Source organism: Vibrio sinensis (genome assembly GCF_003605645.1).
GTDB lineage: Bacteria > Pseudomonadota > Gammaproteobacteria > Enterobacterales > Vibrionaceae > Vibrio > Vibrio sinensis.
Genome location: NZ_QVMU01000001.1, coordinates 193,425 through 213,742, shown reverse-complemented (window position 1 = coordinate 213,742; position 20,318 = coordinate 193,425). Strand labels below are relative to the sequence as shown.

At 40.1% G+C, this 20,318-nt stretch carries 22 protein-coding genes; 15 read left to right on the top strand and 7 right to left on the bottom strand.

What is annotated here, in order from left to right:
- Positions 1–3 precede the first annotated feature (3 nt).
- From DZ860_RS00845 to DZ860_RS00785, 13 genes are all read left to right on the top strand, one after another.
- Positions 4–2,367: a polysaccharide lyase 8 family protein gene (locus DZ860_RS00845; RefSeq protein ID WP_120029020.1), complete on the top strand. Its 2,364-nt coding sequence runs from the start codon at positions 4–6 to the stop codon at positions 2,365–2,367.
- Positions 2,364–4,490 carry a cadherin repeat domain-containing protein gene (locus tag DZ860_RS00840; protein WP_120029019.1) on the top strand — a complete coding sequence of 709 codons (2,127 nt, stop codon included), beginning with the start codon at positions 2,364–2,366 and terminating at the stop codon, positions 4,488–4,490. The genes DZ860_RS00845 and DZ860_RS00840 overlap by 4 nt, the downstream gene beginning before the upstream one ends.
- A gap of 1,104 nt (positions 4,491–5,594) precedes the next feature.
- Positions 5,595–6,374 (top strand): DeoR/GlpR family DNA-binding transcription regulator, encoded by a 780-nt coding sequence (locus DZ860_RS00835; protein ID WP_120029018.1) that lies wholly within the window; start codon positions 5,595–5,597, stop codon positions 6,372–6,374.
- 29 nt (positions 6,375–6,403) lie between these two features.
- Positions 6,404–6,889 carry a PTS sugar transporter subunit IIB gene (locus DZ860_RS00830; RefSeq protein WP_120029017.1) on the top strand — a complete coding sequence of 162 codons (486 nt, stop codon included), beginning with the start codon at positions 6,404–6,406 and terminating at the stop codon, positions 6,887–6,889.
- 10 nt (positions 6,890–6,899) lie between these two features.
- Positions 6,900–7,673, top strand: coding sequence for a PTS N-acetylgalactosamine transporter subunit IIC (agaW, locus tag DZ860_RS00825; protein ID WP_120029016.1), 774 nt, complete (start codon positions 6,900–6,902; stop codon positions 7,671–7,673).
- Complete coding sequence (locus DZ860_RS00820) at positions 7,663–8,538, top strand: PTS system mannose/fructose/sorbose family transporter subunit IID (protein ID WP_120029015.1); 876 nt, start codon at positions 7,663–7,665, stop codon at positions 8,536–8,538. The genes agaW and DZ860_RS00820 overlap by 11 nt, the downstream gene beginning before the upstream one ends.
- 11 nt (positions 8,539–8,549) lie before the next feature.
- Entirely contained in the window at positions 8,550–8,987 is a 438-nt protein-coding gene (gene agaF / locus DZ860_RS00815; protein ID WP_120029014.1) for a PTS galactosamine/N-acetylgalactosamine transporter subunit IIA, read from the top strand.
- A 51-nt stretch (positions 8,988–9,038) separates the two neighbouring features.
- Complete coding sequence (locus DZ860_RS00810; RefSeq protein ID WP_120029013.1) at positions 9,039–10,073, top strand: glycoside hydrolase family 88/105 protein; 1,035 nt, start codon at positions 9,039–9,041, stop codon at positions 10,071–10,073.
- Between the two features lie 14 nt (positions 10,074–10,087).
- Positions 10,088–10,849 carry a 2-dehydro-3-deoxy-D-gluconate 5-dehydrogenase KduD gene (kduD, locus tag DZ860_RS00805; RefSeq protein ID WP_120029012.1) on the top strand — a complete coding sequence of 254 codons (762 nt, stop codon included), beginning with the start codon at positions 10,088–10,090 and terminating at the stop codon, positions 10,847–10,849.
- Positions 10,846–11,385 carry a YgjV family protein gene (locus tag DZ860_RS00800; RefSeq protein ID WP_165862823.1) on the top strand — a complete coding sequence of 180 codons (540 nt, stop codon included), beginning with the start codon at positions 10,846–10,848 and terminating at the stop codon, positions 11,383–11,385. Before kduD ends, DZ860_RS00800 begins: the two co-directional genes overlap by 4 nt.
- Positions 11,382–12,026, top strand: coding sequence for an RpiB/LacA/LacB family sugar-phosphate isomerase (locus DZ860_RS00795; RefSeq protein WP_120029011.1), 645 nt, complete (start codon positions 11,382–11,384; stop codon positions 12,024–12,026). Before DZ860_RS00800 ends, DZ860_RS00795 begins: the two co-directional genes overlap by 4 nt.
- Before the next feature lie 59 nt (positions 12,027–12,085).
- Positions 12,086–13,642: a 2-dehydro-3-deoxygluconokinase gene (kdgK, locus tag DZ860_RS24900; protein ID WP_120029010.1), complete on the top strand. Its 1,557-nt coding sequence runs from the start codon at positions 12,086–12,088 to the stop codon at positions 13,640–13,642.
- A gap of 286 nt (positions 13,643–13,928) precedes the next feature.
- Complete coding sequence (locus DZ860_RS00785) at positions 13,929–14,585, top strand: CatA-like O-acetyltransferase (RefSeq protein WP_120029009.1); 657 nt, start codon at positions 13,929–13,931, stop codon at positions 14,583–14,585.
- A 196-nt stretch (positions 14,586–14,781) separates the two neighbouring features.
- Here the strand turns inward: DZ860_RS00785 and DZ860_RS00780 are convergent, their stop codons facing one another.
- The 3 genes from DZ860_RS00780 to DZ860_RS00770 form a co-directional block, all read right to left on the bottom strand.
- Positions 14,782–15,096 (bottom strand): DUF202 domain-containing protein, encoded by a 315-nt coding sequence (locus DZ860_RS00780; RefSeq protein WP_120029008.1) that lies wholly within the window; start codon positions 15,094–15,096, stop codon positions 14,782–14,784.
- On the bottom strand, positions 15,077–15,433 hold the full coding sequence (locus DZ860_RS00775) for a YidH family protein (protein ID WP_120029007.1): 357 nt from the start codon (positions 15,431–15,433) through the stop codon (positions 15,077–15,079). The genes DZ860_RS00780 and DZ860_RS00775 overlap by 20 nt, the downstream gene beginning before the upstream one ends.
- A gap of 72 nt (positions 15,434–15,505) precedes the next feature.
- Positions 15,506–15,724, bottom strand: a complete 219-nt coding sequence (locus DZ860_RS00770) for a hypothetical protein (RefSeq protein WP_243641781.1) — start codon at positions 15,722–15,724, stop codon at positions 15,506–15,508.
- Positions 15,725–15,982: 258 nt separating this feature from the next.
- On the opposite strand from DZ860_RS00770, the gene DZ860_RS00765 reads away from it, so the two are divergent.
- Positions 15,983–16,243, top strand: a complete 261-nt coding sequence (locus DZ860_RS00765) for an HP1242/YdcH family protein (RefSeq protein ID WP_120029006.1) — start codon at positions 15,983–15,985, stop codon at positions 16,241–16,243.
- A 131-nt stretch (positions 16,244–16,374) separates the two neighbouring features.
- On the opposite strand, the gene cspE is transcribed toward DZ860_RS00765, so the two are convergent.
- Positions 16,375–16,587: a transcription antiterminator/RNA stability regulator CspE gene (cspE, locus tag DZ860_RS00760; protein ID WP_120029005.1), complete on the bottom strand. Its 213-nt coding sequence runs from the start codon at positions 16,585–16,587 to the stop codon at positions 16,375–16,377.
- Between the two features lie 433 nt (positions 16,588–17,020).
- A complete protein-coding gene (locus DZ860_RS00755; protein ID WP_120029004.1) occupies positions 17,021–17,890 on the bottom strand; it encodes an AraC family transcriptional regulator in 870 nt (289 codons plus the stop codon).
- 212 nt (positions 17,891–18,102) lie between these two features.
- Here DZ860_RS00755 and DZ860_RS00750 point away from each other — a divergent pair, with 212 nt between their 5' ends.
- Positions 18,103–19,254 carry an aminotransferase-like domain-containing protein gene (locus DZ860_RS00750; protein WP_120029003.1) on the top strand — a complete coding sequence of 384 codons (1,152 nt, stop codon included), beginning with the start codon at positions 18,103–18,105 and terminating at the stop codon, positions 19,252–19,254.
- An 88-nt stretch (positions 19,255–19,342) separates the two neighbouring features.
- Here DZ860_RS00750 and DZ860_RS00745 read toward each other — a convergent pair whose 3' ends face one another.
- On the bottom strand, positions 19,343–19,606 hold the full coding sequence (locus DZ860_RS00745; RefSeq protein ID WP_120029002.1) for a hypothetical protein: 264 nt from the start codon (positions 19,604–19,606) through the stop codon (positions 19,343–19,345).
- 253 nt (positions 19,607–19,859) lie between these two features.
- Positions 19,860–20,261 carry a DUF4156 domain-containing protein gene (locus tag DZ860_RS00740; RefSeq protein WP_120029001.1) on the bottom strand — a complete coding sequence of 134 codons (402 nt, stop codon included), beginning with the start codon at positions 20,259–20,261 and terminating at the stop codon, positions 19,860–19,862.
- Between the last annotated feature and the right edge of the window lie 57 nt (positions 20,262–20,318).

Here is a 20,318-nt window from a genome sequence, read left to right as displayed (position 1 = left end):
AATATGAAAACCTTTAAATTTAGCTTAATCGCTATTGCTTTAACTAGCATTGTCGCTTGCGGTGGCAGCGGTGATAATCCAAGCGCAACTCTACCCGATGTTGGTGTGACACCGGATACAGGCAATCAATACCAACAAATTATTGCGCACTGGAACAGTTATTTTATTGGTGACTCATCAACATATGATTCTGAACTACAAAACATTGTTGATTCGAAAGATTCTCAAGTAAAAGAGTGGCTGAAAAGCCACTCTCTATCTGAATCTGGTTTGTGGTCGGATATCAAAATTGATGTGACTAATGAAAGTACTTTAGGTTCATCACTTCGCCAAACGTACCAACGTTTGTTCACAATGGCTATGATGTATAAAACACCTACAGCTAGTGTTTATAATAATAATGATGTTAAGAAAACCATAATTGAAAGTATGGATTTTCTTAATAGAAATTATTACAACACAGAAACTGAACAAGTCGGTAACTGGCACAACTGGCAGATTGGTATTCCAAAAGAAGCGAATAACATTCTTATATTAATGAATAGTGATTTTGACACTGATAATAACAAACATATCATTCAAAATTATGTTAATGCAACTCGTTATTTTGTACCGAGTCCTAGCGAAATCATTATCCAAGGAAAACCACAGAGTGCGACTGGTGCAAATTTAATTGATGTTGCTCAAGTTGTATTAATTCGCAGTATGTTGTCCAACAACGCTGATGAATTTTCAACGGTCATCGATGCACTTGTCCCAGTAATTCAACACGTTGAAAATGGTGATGGTTTTTATCAGGATGGTTCATTTATTCAACATAAAGATATCGCATATACCGGAACTTACGGCAATGAATTGCTGAAAGGTTTAGGTATGATTATCGGGTCATTAAATGCCAATGATGATGTTGATGTCACTGAACTTAACAAAATATATCCTATTTTGTTGCAGTCATTTAAACCATTATTTACTGATGGCCGAATGATGGATTTTGTAAACGGCCGTGCTATTAGTCGTGCATCAGGTCAAAATCACAAAGTTGGACATTCGCTTCTCAACTCTATCGTTTCATTTGTGGAAAGTGCTCCTAATAAATATAAACAAGAGTTAAAGTCATTTATCAAAACCAACATTGTGAATGATGCTGAACAAGATTATTTTGATGTTGTTCTGACAACTAAAAATTATCAGACAGCAAGACAGATCGTGGCTGATGTGGATATTCCAGTTATTAATAATATCGAATATCACAAACAGTTTATTAATATGGATCGCGTCGTACATGCACGCAACAATTACACATTTGGCATTGCTATGCACAGCAACCGAGTAGGTAATTATGAATGCATCAACGGTGAAAACCTAAAAGGTTGGTATACCGGCGATGGTATGACTTATCTTTACAACAGTGATGACCAATACACTAATTATTGGGTAAATGCTGATCCTTATTTAATGGCTGGCACAACCGTTGTTGCAAGTGATTACAATCAACTGCAAGATTGTTCAAACCAACGTAGCGAACAAAAAAAGAGCACTCAACAGCTAATTGAATTTGCTGGTGGTGTTTCCCAAAATCAATATGGCGTAGCCGGATTTGATTTTTGGAATGCTGCGGATACGTTAAATGCAAAAAAATCATGGTTCATGTTTGATAATGAAATTGTGGCTTTAGGTTCTGCAATTGATAATAGTGATTCTTATACTGTTATTGAAAACAGAAAATTAATCGGTGAACAAGCATTTTCTACTGAAACAAGTTTAGATAAGTTTGGCATTCGCGGCGAATTAACACATATCAGTATTGATGCGAACAACAATTATGGATCAATTAATTATTTGGTTTTAGGTGCAGATCAACCGACACTAGAAAAAAAATGTCGCAATAATAATTGGTCAGACATCGGAACTGGAAATGGAAATGTAGGAAACACTTGTTTTGTTGAGTCAAAAATAAGTCATAACATTCGTGATAATTATGCTTACATAATTATTCCAGATAGCGACATGACCAATTATACAAATCAAGTTGATGTTTTAATGAATAGTCGCACAGCTCATGTAGTGCGTCACAATGATTTAAATATCTTATCAGGAAATTTCTTTGATGCAACGAACATAGAAAATGTGATTCAAACATATACGCCTATGTCGATTTTCATTAAAGAAACAAATGATGAGTTAATTATTTCAGTTTCAGACCCATTAAGAACTGCAACACCAATTAAATTCGAATTAACAAATGCATCAGATATCTCGGAAGATATCGATCGTCTTGTTTCAATAAATAACAGTCAAATCATGGTGAATACCACAAATCTTGATGGTATGACGTACACATTTAAATTAGTTAAGGTAACACAATGAAATCAAAACATTTATTAGCACTGAGCATTGTATTTGCTCTTGTTGGTTGTGGTAATGATAGCGATGACAAACCATTACCACCAGTTGTGACTGAACCTGACAACCGCCCTACTATTGACGGCTTTGAAAATAACTCAAGCATTAATCTTAATAGTGAAATGGTTGGCTTAGAGGGGCAAGAACTAATTGATGCTCTTACCGTCGAACTTAATAAAGGTTTGACAGCAAGAACAGGTTCGTTCCGTATTTTACCTAAATGGGGTATGGGTGAAGAGTCATGGGACAACTTGAATTTCACAGTTGTTCAAGATGGTGAAGATTTTGTTTTCAAAACAACTGTTGACCAAAGTATTTTTAATATGCCGTCGGCAGAAAATCCGAACATCAACAACGGTTTCAGTTTCCTTATTGAACTTCCTAATGGCTTAGTTAGAGAAGCAGCCATGAAGTATCAGGTAAAGTGGGAACATAGTTTCAAACAGTCACCTGATTACACTTTTTTTGGTGGCTTTACATCTGGCGATCCTTTAGTTGAAAACAAACCAACTGTTAATGGTGCTGGTTTTACTTATAAGTTAAACCTAGACAAATACGGTTACATGAATACTCGATTTGCTGACGCAACTGACGATGGTAAGCAAGGCAAATTCTTTAACACCCAACTGCAAATGAATGATTTGGGATTACGTGTTGATAGTGCGAAATGGCATCAATTTCAGATTGATATGATCACTAACAATTACGTTGGCAACGCAAACACGAAAGATGGGGCTGTCAATATATCGTATAACGGAGTACCAACGACAAACACCAAGGGTGCAGTTACTGACCGTACTATGATTGATTTTACGCATAACTACAAACTCGCTGCGTTGTTCGAGTTCTATCGTCACTACAAACATACAAATGACACATCAGACCAATTAAAACAGCAAACCATTTACGTTAAAGACTTAGTGATCGCATGGTCGACCGATAAAGTCACGTTGCCGGATCAAACAATTCCACCTGTGGTTGAAGCGGAAGCTCCAGAAGTTACACCAATAGGTTTGATCACTATCGAAGATTACGGACATATTGATTACCAAGTTGTGGCTGATGATCCAAATGGGCTCGTTATGACATTTTCTATTGAAAACGCGCCAAGTTGGGTAACCATTGATACAAACACTGGTTTGATCTCGCTTGCACCTACGGGTGACGTAAAACTCGGTTTACATTCGTTTAACGTTAAAGTAGCTAACGAAAATCTATCCACCACTGTTTTAGCTCAAGTTATGTTAACCGAAGCCGGAAGTGTTGTACCGACGCCAAACGCATGTTCTGATACAGGTGAAAAAAGCCGCGTGTTAGACTTAGAGAAAGTGAAAGGTTTGACTGGTCAGGGCCTTATTGATGCTATTGCTTACCAGTTAAATGGCGCAAAAAATGGTTCAACTCATTATGATGAAAATCGTGTCAACATGGCGGTTGTTACTCTTCCTGATGGTGAACTAGTTCTTGAAGTTAACTTTCCACAAAATGTTCGTGGTAATTCGACTCCAGACAATGGTACGAGTTTTAAATTACCATTCCCGGCACAAGATATTGCACCGACAAATGCATGCATCGCGTATGATGTTATGTTTAAGAAAAGTACCGCAACAGCAGCTAACTTTGATGAAATTTATGTACCGAACCTAATCATTGCACATGGTTCAAGGGTTTTCCGTACATTGCAATACACATCAAACAAGTACGAGCGTATGTCTGCTAACTTTGGTAATGCACCTCATTCACACATGGGATGGTTAGATAACAGCAGTAACACACAATTTAAGGCAGGTAGCTGGTATACAACCAAACAAACGGTAACTGCTGACGACACCGGTAAAGGGTACATCGACTTGATGAAGAAAGACGCTGCTGAATCTAACAATGCTTTCGCGTCTTATTTCAACGCAGACCCAGGCAAGTTTGATGGTAAGCCAATGAATGAAGTCCAAGTTCAACTATCAGATGTCAAAGCTGCAGAACCTATGTCATTTATGGCAAACTTCGATATCTACCGTCGTCCTACAGCTGGTACAGGTAAAGAAGATCAGTCGTTCTACTTCAAAAACATTGCTATTGGTTGGAATTAATTCAACAAAAAAGAGAATCGTTTGATTTTATGTTAATGAGCTATATGTTCAAAAACTGATTGAGCATTCCCCTGATAATGTCAAAGTCCGAGTGTTACATTAACACTCGGACTTTTTCTATTTCTTTAGATAAGGCTTTATTAACAGCAAAACAGTTGAGCCAATCACCCAGAATTAAGACGTATATTGGTTACCAAGGATTCCCTAGAGTTATTAATATAACTGCATGCAGTGCATACAAGCACAACTCCGCTATCCCGAATCACATAGACTTAGAACCCATTGCTAGTGCGACAGGCTCTGTTACGAGCTAGTGTAGCGTTAGGGTGTATTCCAGAGGCTGTATTGGATATATCTGAGAGAAAGATGTGAACTAGCCGCTGCTATTCCCTCAAATCACGGCATCAGCTATCAGCGTAGCCGGTTACTTTGTTGTTATGTACAAGTCTTAATTAGAGGGTGATCTAGGGTGGGATATTGAATATCAGAGTTTTCTACGAACTATAAACGAAACACTACGTGAACTTTGTGGGTTAAGCCAAATTCTGCATTGTATCGAATCACATAACCTTAAGCGGGTTCGGCACCTGAGCAACGACCTCCTGTATCATTCAAAATAACAACTGTCATTTAGACACAACTGACCGGACACACAAATAGTATGGCTATATATGCCTAGACTGCCGATAGACTACCCTACCGCTTACGACTGCCGCGCTTAGCTCCATTGCCTCATCGTTTAAAAGAGGACGTGAGGTTTCCACTACTTTATCTATTTTCATTATAGGCACATTCATTTTCACTTAATTTTAAGTAAAATCGCAAAATGAAAATAACAATTTCAATACGTGTACATATTTGTGAAGCTGATCACTTTTGTTCTCATACGTATTCTTACTGCAAATCATTGAAATAAAATATAATTAAAACTTACATGTGTCACATAAATGTTGTTTTTTGGTTCTTATTTTTATTTAAACAGTATGAAAAGCACCCAAGTTGACAAGCATAAGTGAAAATGTTGTGATTTACCCCACGCTTATACATAAAAGCAATTGAAAAAATATCGCACTCAAACCAAAATTTAAAAAGAAGTGAAAAGACATGAAAAACGATATGAAAACCTCACTAGAGAGAAGATTAGAAATTGCTAACCTAGTGGGCCTAAATGGAAAGATGCACGTTGACCAATTAGCTGAAACTTTCAACGTGACGGGTGCGACAATCCGTGCAGATTTAAGATTCCTAGAACAGAACAATTACATTATTCGTTCACATGGTTATGCATTGGTTAATAAGGTTGCATTTGCAAAATTAGCAAGCAACAAAGGTGCTGAAGAAAATAACGGCTACTCCATCGTAGATTTTATGGGAAATGCCATCAGCAATTTCATTCAGCCTAACGATAGTATTTTCATTCATAGTAACAAGTTTATTCGTCAGGCTTTAGAAACGATTCAGGATTTTAAAAACACAACGGTATTGAGTAATGACTTACGGTTGGTAAATAAATTTATAAATGTTGACACAGCGAAGTTTTTTATGACTGGAGGATGTTTGGGAAGTGAGATGAAGTTCATCGGAACCCAAATGATAAACAGCCTAAGACAGCATAGATTTAATACTTCTTTCATATTTATAGATGGGTTTAATAGCAAGTTAGGCATATTTTCCAAAAGTGAAAATGATGCAGAACTAATTAAAATTTTATGTGAAATTTCAGAGCGAATCGTTGTTGTTTCTGATTCGGCTTGTTTTTCATCTAATAGCCCTTTTTGGGTTTGTGAAACGAATTCAATTGATGCAGTGATCACTGAAGGACAGATTCCTCAAGAGGTCATTGATGCCATGGAATTAAATAACGTAAAAATTATTAAACAATAAAAATATTCATATTTATAAGGAAAATTAAAATGGCTATTGTTTTAGCTAGAATCGACGAACGCTTGTTACACGGTCAAATCCGCCTTCAATGGGGTAAACAATCGGGTGCGAATACTGTGCTACTTGCTAATGATGAGCTTTCTGAACAAGTTGCGTTACAAGCCCCATTTAAAGCAGCTGCAGGTGGTGAGTTTGCTGTTGTATGTCGTTCGATTGAACAGACTATTTCTAACCTACCAAAAGCAGGTCCAGATCGTAAGATTTGCCTTATTTGTAAAACACCAATGGACTTTGCTCGCATCGTTCAAGGTGGCGTAAAGCTGCCTGAAATCAACATCGGCAACATGCACTTCCACCCAGGTCGTGTGATGGTCGATAAAAATGTGAACGTAAACAAAGAAGACATGAAAGCGTTTGAAATTTTGCGTGACCATGGCTCAGTTTGTACAGTTCAACATGCTCCAGAAAGTGCAAAACAATGCATTTTCGAAATGACCAAATCGTTAGATATCTAAGGTGATTTAAATGTTAATGGAAGCAATTTTAGTAGGCGCTTGGGCGTTCCTATGCGGTATTGATAAATTTGATATATTTACGGGTATTCACCGTCCGCTTATTACTGGTACGGTTGTTGGCCTAATCATGGGTGACTTACAAACAGGTCTAATCGCAGGTGCTACATTTGAACTTGCATGGCTTGGTTTGATGTCTAACGCGGGTATTCAGCCACCTGATACAACCATCGGTGCTATCGTAGGTACTATGTTTGCAATCAAGCTAAACATGTCTCCTGAAGCAGCACTTGGTTTTGCAGTACCTTTCGCTCTTGCGATGCAAACTTTAGTAATCTTCCTTTTCACATCTTGCGCTCCTTTAATGGCGAAAGCGGATGAATATGCTGACAATGGCGATTTAAAAGGTATTGACCGTTTACTTTACATTGGCTTATCTGCTCGTGGCATGCTTTACGCTGTCGTTGGTTTCAGCTCTATTTACTTCGGCGTCTCTGGTGCTCAGTTTATCGAAGCTAACCTACCAGAAAACATCGTTAAAGGGATGTCTATTGCCGGCGGTATGATGTCAGCAGTTGGTTTTGCAATGCTACTTCGTGCAATGTTCAACGTGACAATTTTGCCTTACTTCTTCTTAGGTTTTGTTCTAGCTACATACTTCAACATGCCGATTCTTGGTGTTGCCCTAGTGTTCACCTGTATCGCGGTTCTTGATTACATGAACAACAACAAAAACTCTGGTCCAACTCAAACTTCTAACGCACAGGTATTCGACGATGAGCTCTAGTACTGCAATCCCTATGGATGAAGATTATTCAAATGATCACACTATCAATTTAAATACTGATCATTATCAAGATCAATCAGTTAAAAAAGTTATCACTAAGAAAGATTTATGGAAAATTGGTTTCCGTGGTCTTTTGATGGAAGGCAACTTTAACTACGCGAGAATGCAAGCCGGTGGTTTCTGTTACTCAATCAGCCCTGCGCTGAAGAAGATTCACCAGAACCCTGAAGATTTAAAGAAAGCTTTGAAGAACAACCTTCAGTTCTACAACGCAAACCCTAAATTATTCACTCTTCCACTTGGTCTTGCTATCGCAATGGAAGAGAACAAAGAGAAGCCATCGACCATCGCATCGATTAAAGCGGCAACAATGGGATCGGTTTCAGGCGTGGGTGATGCACTGGATCACTCGGTAATGATGCCACTAACTTTGGCTATTGGTTGTTCAATTGCACTGCAAGGCAACCCACTAGGTATCTTAGTGTTCTTCGTTTTGTACCAAGGTTACCGTATCCCGATGTACTTCTGGTTACTGTTCTTCGGTTACAACGCTGGTGTGGCAGCCCTTGAGAAGCTTTCTGACCAAGCTGAAAAAGTCGGTCGTGCTGCAAACCTTATCGGTTTGGGCGTAATTGGCTCAATGACTGCGAAGTTCGTTAAGTTAAAAACCGCATTAGTGGTTGAAGCAGGTGCAGCGTCAATCAGCATCCAAACTGACATGCTTGATAAAATCATGCCGAACCTATTACCAATGCTCCTTGTTTGGTTGATGTACTACCTGGTTAAGAAAGGTAAATCACCAACAGCACTTATTTTCGGATGTTTGTTTGCCGGTGTTGGCGGCCACTTAATCGGTCTTCTATAAGGATTTAAACCATGATTGGTATCATCGTTTCAGGACACATTAACTTCGCGACAGGCATTAAATCAGCTGTAGACGCGATTGTTGGTGAACAAAGCTCTATTGAATTCATTGACTTTGTTCCGACCATTACCACTGAGCAACTTGAGCTTCAAATGCGTGACGCAATTGAGCGAGTGAATACAGGTTCAGGTGTTCTATTTCTGACTGATGTTGTAGGTGGTACACCTTGTAATCGTGCAGTGGCTATCATGCTTGAGCGCGACGACATCAAAGTGATTGGCGGCACAAACTTAGCCATGATCACAAACGCATGTTTTGAACGCGATGGAGTTTCATTGGAAGAACTGGCTGAAATCGTATTAGAGATTGGTCAATCAACAATGAAAGACATGCACGCTGAACTGAAAGCACTGGAATCAAACTCAGACGAGTTCGAAGACTGCCTTTAACAAAAATCAAAGGTGCGTGGAAACGCGCACCTTTCGACATGAGATTTTGAAATGACTCAAGACCACATCAAACAACTAATGAAACGCGTGTACACGTGGCAATTTAATAACCGCACTCGTTTTGTTATCCGTAGCACTGGTAAAAAACGCTTTTTACGTGCAACAGATTGGGAGCGCGGCGTTTTCTGGTTATCTGTTGCTGATGCATGGCAAGCAACCGACGATCAGGAATACCTAGACGGTTTGATGGACTGGACTCTTCATACGGGTTTCCGCGCTGGCCACTTACCTCGATTCGCTGATGACCATGTTTGTATGCAAGCATACATTCCTATGTATCCACTAATGGATTCACCTGAGCTCATCGAATACGCACAAAAAGCGTTAGAAGTTATGATTGATGCACCAAAACCAGGTCGTGAAGATTGGTGGTGGTGTGATTCACTATTTATGGCTCCACCAGTGTTCGCTGCAATCTCTTCAGTCACTGGCGATAGCAAATATATTGACTACATGGACACGGCATTTTGGGATGCAGTAGACAACCTATATGACGCAGAAACAGGCTTGTACTACCGTGACCAACGTTACATTCCAAATGCAGAACAAACAGAGTTCCGTGAAGCAAACGGCGAGAAAGTTATGTGGTCTCGTGGCCTTGGTTGGGTGTTAGGCTGTGTGCCACGCATTCTTGACCACATGCCAGAAGACTACCCTACTCGTCACAAGTACATTGAGATGTTCCAAGCGCTTGCTAAAGAAGTCATCAAGTACCAACAAGAAGATGGTTTCTGGCGTGTATCGCTACTCGATCCAGAAAGCTTCCCAATGCCAGAATCCAGTGCAACATCACTGTTTGTTTATGGCCTAGCATGGGGTCTAAACCAAGGATTGCTTGACCAAGAAACTTACATGCCAGTTGTGACTAAAGCATGGTCATCACTGGAAACATGTATTCACGAAGACGGCATGATCGGTTGGGTTCAACTTCCAGCGTATAACCCACGTAAAGTCGAATTTGACCACAATATTGATTACGGTGCAGGCGCATTTTTACTTGCAGCAACCCAAATGATGAAACTTTAATAAGGTATATAACAATGATTTTAAATACATTCGATTTAAGCGGTAAGATTGCGATTGTAACGGGTTGTGATACCGGTTTAGGCCAAGGTATGGCTCTGGGTTTAGCAGAAGCGGGTTGTGATATTGTTGGCGTAAACATTGTTGAACCAACTGAAACTATTGAAAAAATCAAAGCAACAGGTCGCAAGTTCTTAGACGTTCGAGCAAACCTAATGGCGATGGATGATATTTCATCTATCGTTGAGCAAGCTGTTGCTGAGTTTGGTCGTATCGACATTCTTGTAAACAACGCAGGTATTATTCGCCGTAACGATGCTATCGAGTTCAGTGAGCAAGATTGGGATGATGTAATGAACATCAACTCAAAAACTGTATTCTTCCTATCTCAAGCTGTTGCGAAGCAATTCATTGCTCAAGGCAATGGCGGTAAGATCATTAACGTTGCATCAATGCTTTCTTTCCAAGGCGGTATTCGCGTTCCATCTTACACCGCTTCAAAATCAGCGGTACAAGGCATCACTCGTGCAATGGCTAACGAATGGGCACAACACGGTATCAACGTGAACGCAATCGCACCAGGTTATTTCGCTACCAACAACACTGCACAACTGCGTGCTGATGAACAGCGTAATGCTGCTATTGTAGAGCGTATTCCTGCTCAACGTTGGGGTAACCCAGAAGACCTACAAGGCCCTGTTGTTTTCCTAGCATCACAAGCATCTGATTACGTGAATGGTTATACTGTTGCTGTCGATGGCGGCTGGTTAGCTCGTTGATCGAAAACAATTGGGTTGATGTTTTTTCTGTTACTCAACTACTTGGCATTCTCAGTTTCGTTATTGGCATTGCCGCGTTTTATCAAAAAGACGATAAACGTTTAAAAGTTTTAGTATTAGTTTTAAACATCAACCATATGGTCCACTACTTATTACTCGGGTCAGTTGTTTCTGCAATGAGTTCATTGCTCTCAGCAATTAGAACCACGACGGCCATTTTTGTCCGAAATGCTTATGTTGCTTGGGGATTTGTTTCCGCGAGTTTAATCATTGGTTATGTTACCTCTGATCACTTATGGCAACTATTTCCTATTTTTGGAACAGCTATCGGAAGCTACGCCATATTTATGCTTGAGGGCATTAAAATGCGTTGCTGGTTTTTTGTCGGTGCGACCTGTTGGCTAATAAATAATATCTTAATTGGCTCCATTGGTGGGGTTCTTCTAGAAATCACCTCCATCTCTGTGAACCTAATTACCATAATTCGCTTGTATAAAGACCAGCGAAAATTAGAAATGAATTTGGAATTAAAATGAAAATTGCATTAACTCTAGAAAACAGCCAAGCAGCTAAAAACGCTGTTGTACTTAACGAACTAATGACAGTTGCAGCACAAAGCGGCGATGAAATCTTTAACGTTGGTATGTGTGATGCAGAAGATCACCACCTAACTTACATCCACCTAGGTATTCAAGCATCTATCCTACTTGCTTCTAAAGCGGTTGATTTTGTTTTCACTGGTTGTGGTACTGGTCAAGGCGCACTAATGAGCTGTAACGCTCACCCGAACGTAGTTTGTGGTTACGCACTAGAGCCATCTGATGCTTTCCTATTTACTCAAATCAACAACGGTAACGCACTATCTTTAGCATTCGCGAAAGGTTTTGGTTGGGCTGCTGAATTGAACATCCGTAACATCTTCGAAAAAGTGATGATGTCTGGCTGTGAAGGTGGTCAAGGTTACCCAGTTGAGCGTGCTATCCCACAACAACAAAACGCTGCGATCTTAAACGACGTGAAACGCGCTGTAGCAAAAGACAACTACATCGACACGCTAAAAGCGATCGACCCTGAGTTGGTAAAAACAGCAGTAACTGGCGAACGTTTCCAACAGTGTTTCTTCGAACATTGTCAAGTTCCTGAAATCGCAGACTACGTGCGCTCTATCCTAAACTAATGCATGCACTCTAATTCAAATGACCGCCTTAGGGCGGTCTTTTTTTTGAAGGCAACAAAATGAACAAAATCAAAGTGGCGATCATCGGTGAATGTATGGTCGAGTTAAAAGAAATCGATGATGTCATCTATCAAAGTTTCGGTGGTGACACCCTTAATACCGCCATTTATCTCTCGCGCTTAACACCGAAAATAACCGTTTCTTATCTCACAGGTGTTGGCAAAGATCACTTCACAACAAAAATGCTTTCACAGTGGCAAAGTGCGGGGATCTGCATCGATTATGTTCGCCACTCCACCAACAAGCAAAATGGCATTTATTCAATACAAACTCGTGACAATGGCGAACACTTTTTCAATTATTGGCGCAACGACTCTGCCGCCAAATATTGGGTCCAAAAAGAAGATATCGACCATTTAATCGCTGAACTCTGTTCTTTCGACCTGATTTACCTAAGCGGTATAAGCCTTGCGATACTCACCACAGAAAGCCGCAACAAACTATTTTCAGCCTTGTCAGTTTGTCAATTAAAGGGAATAAAAATTGCCTTTGATAACAACTATCGCCCCACTCTCTGGGATGACGATATTGAAACAAGAAATGTGTACAGTGCGATGTTAAAGCTCACTGACATTGCATTTCTTACCTTTGATGACGAACGTAAACTTTGGGGCGATACAACGAAACAGCAAGCGATTGAGCGCACTCAGGGTTTTGGTGTAAATGAAATTATTGTACGCCAAGGAAAACATGATTGCTTTGTTGTCGCGGATAACGCCATGTACACAATCCCAGCGCAGCGCGTAAGCAAAGTAATCGACACCACAGCTGCCGGAGATGCATTCAGCGCCGGATATTTAGCTAAACGTCTCACAGGCGGTGAATACGAACAATGTGCAGCAATGGGGCACCTATTAGCCAGTAAAGTCATTCAGCATCATGGTGCCATTATTCCTGAAACAGAAATGCCCATCATGCACAACGCGATGACTGAGTTAGTCAATCAACTCGCTAACTGCCAAATTGTGCCTATTGCTGTTGTCGATGACCCTAAAAAAGCCATTAAGGTTGCACAAATATTGATTGAAAATGAGCTGCCTTGTATTGAAGTCGCATTTCGATCAAATAAAACGCCAAATATCATCAAACAACTTCGTGATACCTATCCACAGATGCTCATTGGGGCAGGGTCAATCACCAAAATAGAACAAGTAGATTTAGCGATTGAAGCCGGTGCAAATTTCTTGGTAAGCCCATCAATCAATCCCAATGTTGTTCATTATTGCCAGGAAAAAGGAATTGATCTGATTGTCAGTATCAATAGCCCCTACCTCATCGAAAAAGCAATGGAAGTTGGGGTCATGACGATGAAGTTTTTCCCAGCCGAAGCATCAGGTGGTGCGCCAATGTTAAAAGCCATTTCTGCTGTTTACCCTGACGTTAAATTCATACCTTCAGGTGGTATTAATCCATTTAACTTAGTTAACTACCTCTCCATTTCTAATGTTGCCTGTGTAAGCGGAACTTGGCTCATTCCCCCAGCTTTAATAGAAGCTGAAGAGTGGCAACAAATAGCGGAATTTATCGAAGACGAACTCAGATTTGTACGTGAATAACACTCAAAGAAATCGCGACCATTGAGGAAACGAGCTATTTGCATCACCAAAGCGGCTGCTGAGGTGATGCCATAAAAGGCAAATTAAGCCGATTAGAGATAAAACCGACTCAAACATCTATTTTCATAAGATAAATGCGTCAAATTGATCAAAAACTATCAATTAAATTTTTAATGCGTTCAAATAAACACCACTCTCCTTAGGCTCACCAAATCCTCCTTGAAGATGACCTCATAACTCCATAGAATCAGCCGTTATCGCGCTTAATGGTTGATATGGAAATTCAATGAGCTATCACGTTTTAAACACTAATACTTGGTCACGAGCAGAACATTTCAAATTTTATCAAGGCTTTAGCCACCCTTGGTTTAACATCTGTTCAAACATCGATGTCACAGCGCTTTATCAGTACTGTAAACAACACAACCATCGTTTCTTCCATGCTTATCTTTATCTTACGCAACAGGCTCTCAACCAGTCTCAGACAATGGCTTATCGGTTAGTTGATAACCAAATTCGGGTCTACTCTCCCATTTGTGTCAGTATTGCTATTCTTGCTCAGGATGACACTGTTCGATTTTGTGACCTCGATTATTGTGTCCCTTTCTCTTGTTTCAATGATATGGCACAAGAGACACAGCAGCGTATAAAAGCAACACCATTCATCTTGGAAAAGTTCATTGGCCAAGAAATGAAACAGAACACCATCCATTTAACAGTATTACCTTGGGTGGACTTCACCAGTATGACTCATGCGCGTGACACGCAGTTTCCCGATAGTGTCCCTAAAATGGCATTTGGTAAGTTAACGCAAGAAGACGACCGTTGGCGCATGCCGATGTCTATCGAAGTTCATCACGGACTGATGGATGGGCTCCATGTTGGCCAGTTTATTCAAACCTTGCAGAGTTTGTTTAATCAACCCGAACTTTTAGATGCCTAAATAAGCGGTCAGTTAAGCGTCTATATATTTAAAAGACTCGATTTTTTAAGTGACTTGGTATTTAGCTTGGTATTTAGATAGCTGAATATTGAACACGCTAGATGCGAGGCTTGGAATAACGGACACATTGGGCTGTCCGTTATTAATATTGAATAAATACGATAATCGTTAAGTAGAAATTAGAGCTAAAAGTAGCTCAGAAAAACAGTTCTAAACCATAGAAAATTGCCGAACTAGCCAACGAAACCACGATAGTGCAATAACGCCTTGCTTTGCATGAAATGCTCAACGTCGCAACACCGATCCCTGACATGTTAATAGCGATGCACGCAACAACAGCGAAAAATAGCGCCATTAGTAACCAAATAGAATGGGTATCGAGCAGTAACTTTGCTATAGCCAACGTAATAAGAACTGAAACAAACAGTGTTCGGATCCAAGATAAGGTCGTTCTTTCTACTTGTAACCCTGAATCACTTTTTAAAACGCGCTCAACCGATGAGTATGTCATTGTAAATACTACTCAATAAGACAGCGATAACTAATACCATTAGCACCGGTATCACTTTAATCGCATTGGAATAAGTTAAATTCGTGTTCAGTCGCATCGCAATTTCATTGCCGCGCCAATTAGCATAAGCAAAAACAGAACAAAGTACTGAAATAACGAGCAGTGCAATACAAATTAATGGCTTATAAAATGCCCCATCAAGGCTACTGGCCAGTTGATCAACCGCAATCGCTGCGGTAAAAAAGCCCAGAGCAGTCCGCACCCAAGCTAAGAAAGTTCTTTCGTTTGCCAATGTAAATCGGTAATCCGGATCATCTCCCTGTTTTTTCCAGGACATGGATACAACTCCCGTTAAAAAGCGGGATAATCCCGCTTTCTTTATTCAATAACTATACCAGACAGGCCAAACCTAAGCTGGTTTCAACATCTGCATATCGCCATTTTCAACTGGTAAATAGCGCGCATTGTGCAGACGATATGAGCTCCAATACCCCATCCAACGAGGATCGGATTGCAGCAATTTAGCCGCCTGTGCAACAATGGTTTCTTTGTACACTAGGTAAGCATCCAACTCCAACAAATTTGTTTGATCGTCTTGATCTAAAACTACCCCAGTTCTGGCATGCACTCATTCTATCAGCACGCAGTTCCCAAACTGCGGCAACTCATTACAAAAATGTATGGATAGATTACGGGAGTTAATTAAATGGCGATAGTTAATTAGAAGAAAATAGTTAATTAGAAGGAAATAGTTAAAAGGACGTTCGATAAATTCTGCGCTCTGTGTCTGTATCTGTCCCTATAGTTGTGGCTTTGTGTTTTGAGCCACATTTATCCTCTTGGATTACTTCTATACTGATGAAAGTCCGACAAAAGAGGAACTGCAATGCTAAATGAAAATCATGCCCTTATCTTAGATTTTCCTGATCTAAAATTAGACATAGTGCAGCTTAATCACGATGACCCAACATTCAAAAGTGATCTTCAGAAATACCACCAATTGGATTATGACATTCGCCAACTGGAGATTTTAGGCAGTCCAATCGATGACGAAAACATGCATAGCCTTAAGTTTCAGCGTATGGAATTAAAAGACAGGCTACATCAGCAGTTAGTCCAACATCACGAGGTAAACGGGACAAAATAGCTGAGTTTTAGAATATAAAAAAAGAATATAAAAAAGGCCGCTAGAAACTAGCGACCTTTAAGTATTTGAAAGAGCTTACGCTGCTATCATCTCATTAATAATAACGGTTTAGCTAAAAACCGATAAATTAATTAAAGAGCGATAACGTTGTTTGCTTGTAGGCCTTTTTGGCCTTGCTCTACTTCGAAAGACACTTTTTGGCCTTCGTTAAGAGTTTTAAAGCCCTCAGATGCGATAGCACGGAAGTGTACGAATACGTCTGCGCCGCCGTTATCTTGAGTTAGGAAACCGAAACCTTTAGTTTCGTTGAACCATTTAACAGTACCAGTAGTTGTGTTAGACATTTGATGCCCCTTGTTTATTTAATTTAAGAAAAGTTCAATATTAACGCTATGTTAAATCGTTGAATTATATCATGTTACGCTAAAATAAAAGGGAAACGCCTAACTACAAAACGGCTGTTGAGTAGTTGAAGTTTTACTTTGTACTTGATGCTGCATTTAATAACTCTCTGAACAACAGGCGACATAATAACGACTGTTTATTTTTTGTACAACTATTTTTTTGCTTTCGTTATTTTTCTTATGACGACGAGCATAAATTTACACACAAGCTACTGTTTTAACTCATTATACTCTAGATTTTTCGTTCATATTTTGCACTGACTTTTCAAAAAATTCATACTATAAAATCAGCAAAAATTTAGAAAAATGCTGACCTAATAGGGAGTTATAACTTTTCAAGACGCTGCCTCTTTTCATCGAATGATGACATCTGCTAGAAAAAACCAATTGGCAGGAAAAAATCCAATTCAAACTGCTCAGTATCATTTAAAAAGTGATTGTTGTAGTAGTGAGCATATGCTGGGGTTGAACGCAGCTTAAAACCTGAATCAGGCAACCACTTTTCTAGAATCATACTAATTTGTGGTAGTAACTCACCATAGACCCCCTCAAGACGAAATACAGCATGTAGACCACCGGGGATCACCAATTGATTTACAATGCCACGAACCTTAACGGGTTTATCTATCTCTAAACAAGCAACATAGCGGCATTGATTTAACTCGACCCATGCGGGATTTGAATGGTGAACGCCAAACTGATTCGAGAATGCTCTGCCCTCGGCATTGGCCCACGCTCGAAGAACCAACCAAGCCTGACGGATAGAACGGTTATAGCCGACGTGACGCACATAAGCAGCCAGACGTTGCGGAACTTCGATTATTTTTGGCTGCGGCAACGGATATTGAGCCACACGACGATAACCAGCTGCGACCTCAGGATCTTTCAAGTAAGGCTTTTCAGCCACTTGTAAGTCTTGTTTTCTCCACTCACCAGGCGCCATATTAAATGTCGCTTTAAAAGCCCGGCTAAATGATGAAAGAGAGCTAAAACCACATTTATGTGCAATTTCTTCCACTGATGCTTTGGTATCAAACATTAACTGGTTAGCGGCGTATTCCATGCGTGTCCTGCGAATGTATTGATGAATAGACTCTCCCACCACCTGCTTAAAAATCCGATGGAAGTGTTGCTCTGAATACGCTGCAATCTTCGCTAACTCTCGTCCGGCGAGCGGTTGGCTGATATCTTGATGAATATAAAAAAGCACATCATTAATTCTGGATATGTGGTGTTGGCTCATCAATCAAATTCGCATAAATGGACATATTAGACAGCATAAACGGACAAATATTTTGATACAACAACAAGTACTATCAAAAGACACAACAAAATGGTTCTACTTCCCAATAAACCGTTCTCCAATAAGGGAAGAGAGCCACGATAACAAAAATATTAAATAGAAAAATACTCACTATCAAAATAATAATTAATCGAAGAACAGACAGGTAATCAATGGAAATCGCGCAGTCATTACAACAAGTAAAATCTTCCTACATCCGAGAGATCCTTGCCGCTGCTTGTGACAAAAATGTCATTTCGCTAGCAGGTGGATTACCCGATGAGAGCACTTTTCCCATCGAATTGATGAAACCGATGCTCAATAGCCTTGCTACCATGCCGGAGGTTTTTCAGTATGGTTCTACTGCGGGCTATCAACCATTACTGGATCATTTACGTAGCGTTTATGAGCTAAAAGATTCTCACCAAATTATGATTACTACCGGTTCACAGCAAGGCTTAGATCTTATTGCCCGCGCTTATATAAACCCCGGAGAAAGTGTCGTGATGGAAGCGCCAAGCTACCTTGGAGCGATGCAAGTTTTTGGGCTAGTGCAAGCCAACTTACTCACCGTATCACAAACTGAATTTGGCCCTAATCTCGCAGAGCTTGAGCAATGCTTCGCCCAGCATAAACCGAAAATGTTTTACGCTGTGCCTGATTTTCACAACCCAACAGGAGTATGTTGGACATTAGAAACCAGACAGAAAGTCGCCGAGTTGTGTTTACAGTATCAGGTGACGTTTATTGAAGATGCGCCTTATCGTGAATTGCGATTTGAGGGAGAAGCTTTACCTATGGTCTCAACATTTTGTCCAGACCAATCCATTGTATTGCGCTCTTTCTCTAAGATCGCATCGCCAGGTTTACGTATTGGTGTTGTGACTGGCAAACAAAGCTTGATTGAACCATTAATTAAGATTAAACAAGGTGCCGATCTGCATTCAAGCGTCCCGATGCAAGCTTTACTACTCGGCCTACTACAACATGATGGTTTTGAGGCTCACATCGATTCAATTCGCTCGCTGTACAAAAACCGCTATGAAACACTCTATCGTGAACTAAAGTGCCAACTACCAAGTCATTGCCGCATTCAATCAGTTGATGGGGGGATGTTTATATGGGTGACGTTACCTGAGTGCGACACTTTCGAACTCGCCAAGCAACTGTTAGCGAATGGCGTTGCCGTTGTGCCCAGCCCAGTATTTTACCCAGAACAGGATCAGTCAACGGCAGCACTGAGACTCAATTTTACCAATGCAAATCCTGAAGAATTAACCGAAGCGGTCAAGCGCTTAGCGCAAGGTCTCACGGCTTTCATTTAATGAAACAAAAAGGTCGCGATAGCGACCTTCTTGTTTACACATCTCATTTAAATCTAAACTAAACGCTCGATTAAAGCTGAATTATTGCTTATCGGTATCGGCTTAACCAACGTGAAATGATCTTTCCCAGCAGGTAACCTGAAACCGTAACCGCTATGAAAGTAATGATCGATAACACATAAGCTAAAGACTTCGATGCGCCAAAACCCCAAGCGAATGTGAAAGCCGCGCCATGCAATGCTTCTAATGGCCATTGCCATAATGGATGTGATGATCCGTGTCCCAACAGGTAGATATAGCTAAGCAAACTACATACCGCACCTAAGAGATCTAAGCGTAAAAACTTCTTCATATAAATTCAGTTAAGAAAGGGCCGTTAGAATTTTAGCTCTGAACCGAACACTAAGCCAGATAATAGTCTTGATGATGCATGCTATTAACAATGCAGAGTCATGATCAAGCATAGGCAGAATTCGATATATAAGAGCTTAAATTGATATATCCAACTAAAGCACTAACTAAAGGGAATGCATCAGAAATTGGTTATATCCTAACAATTTGGAGTTATAGGTTGGCTACAACTCCAAATTGAACAAATACATTAACTAATTACTTGTCGATACGGTTAGCGCTTGTGTCGTTTCTGCTTGGATTTTTTCAGCCACGACGGAGTTTTTCACACTGCAGTCGTAAGCGTTACCAAACATAGTCATTGATGATAAGAAACCAAGAGGCTGGTATAAATACAACGTATCTGCACCTTGTTCTGCTGCTTTAATGCGCATTTGGTTCAGCGTTCCCCAAACCATATCTTTGTCTGCGTGTAACCAGTAATCGTAAAAGTGTCCTTCAGAGCCAATTACAGTGCCCTTGTGTTCACATCCTTGAAGTGCAGCAGTATCATCCCAAATAACATCCACTTGTTCTGATTCATCTGTCGGAAATGTCACACAGCCAGTTAACGTCGTTGCAGTAATCAGCATTACACCAGCCAATAAGCTCTTCATTCAAATACACCTTAGTAAAAATAAGCTGGCGAATTTTAGTCATAGTTTACGTAAAGG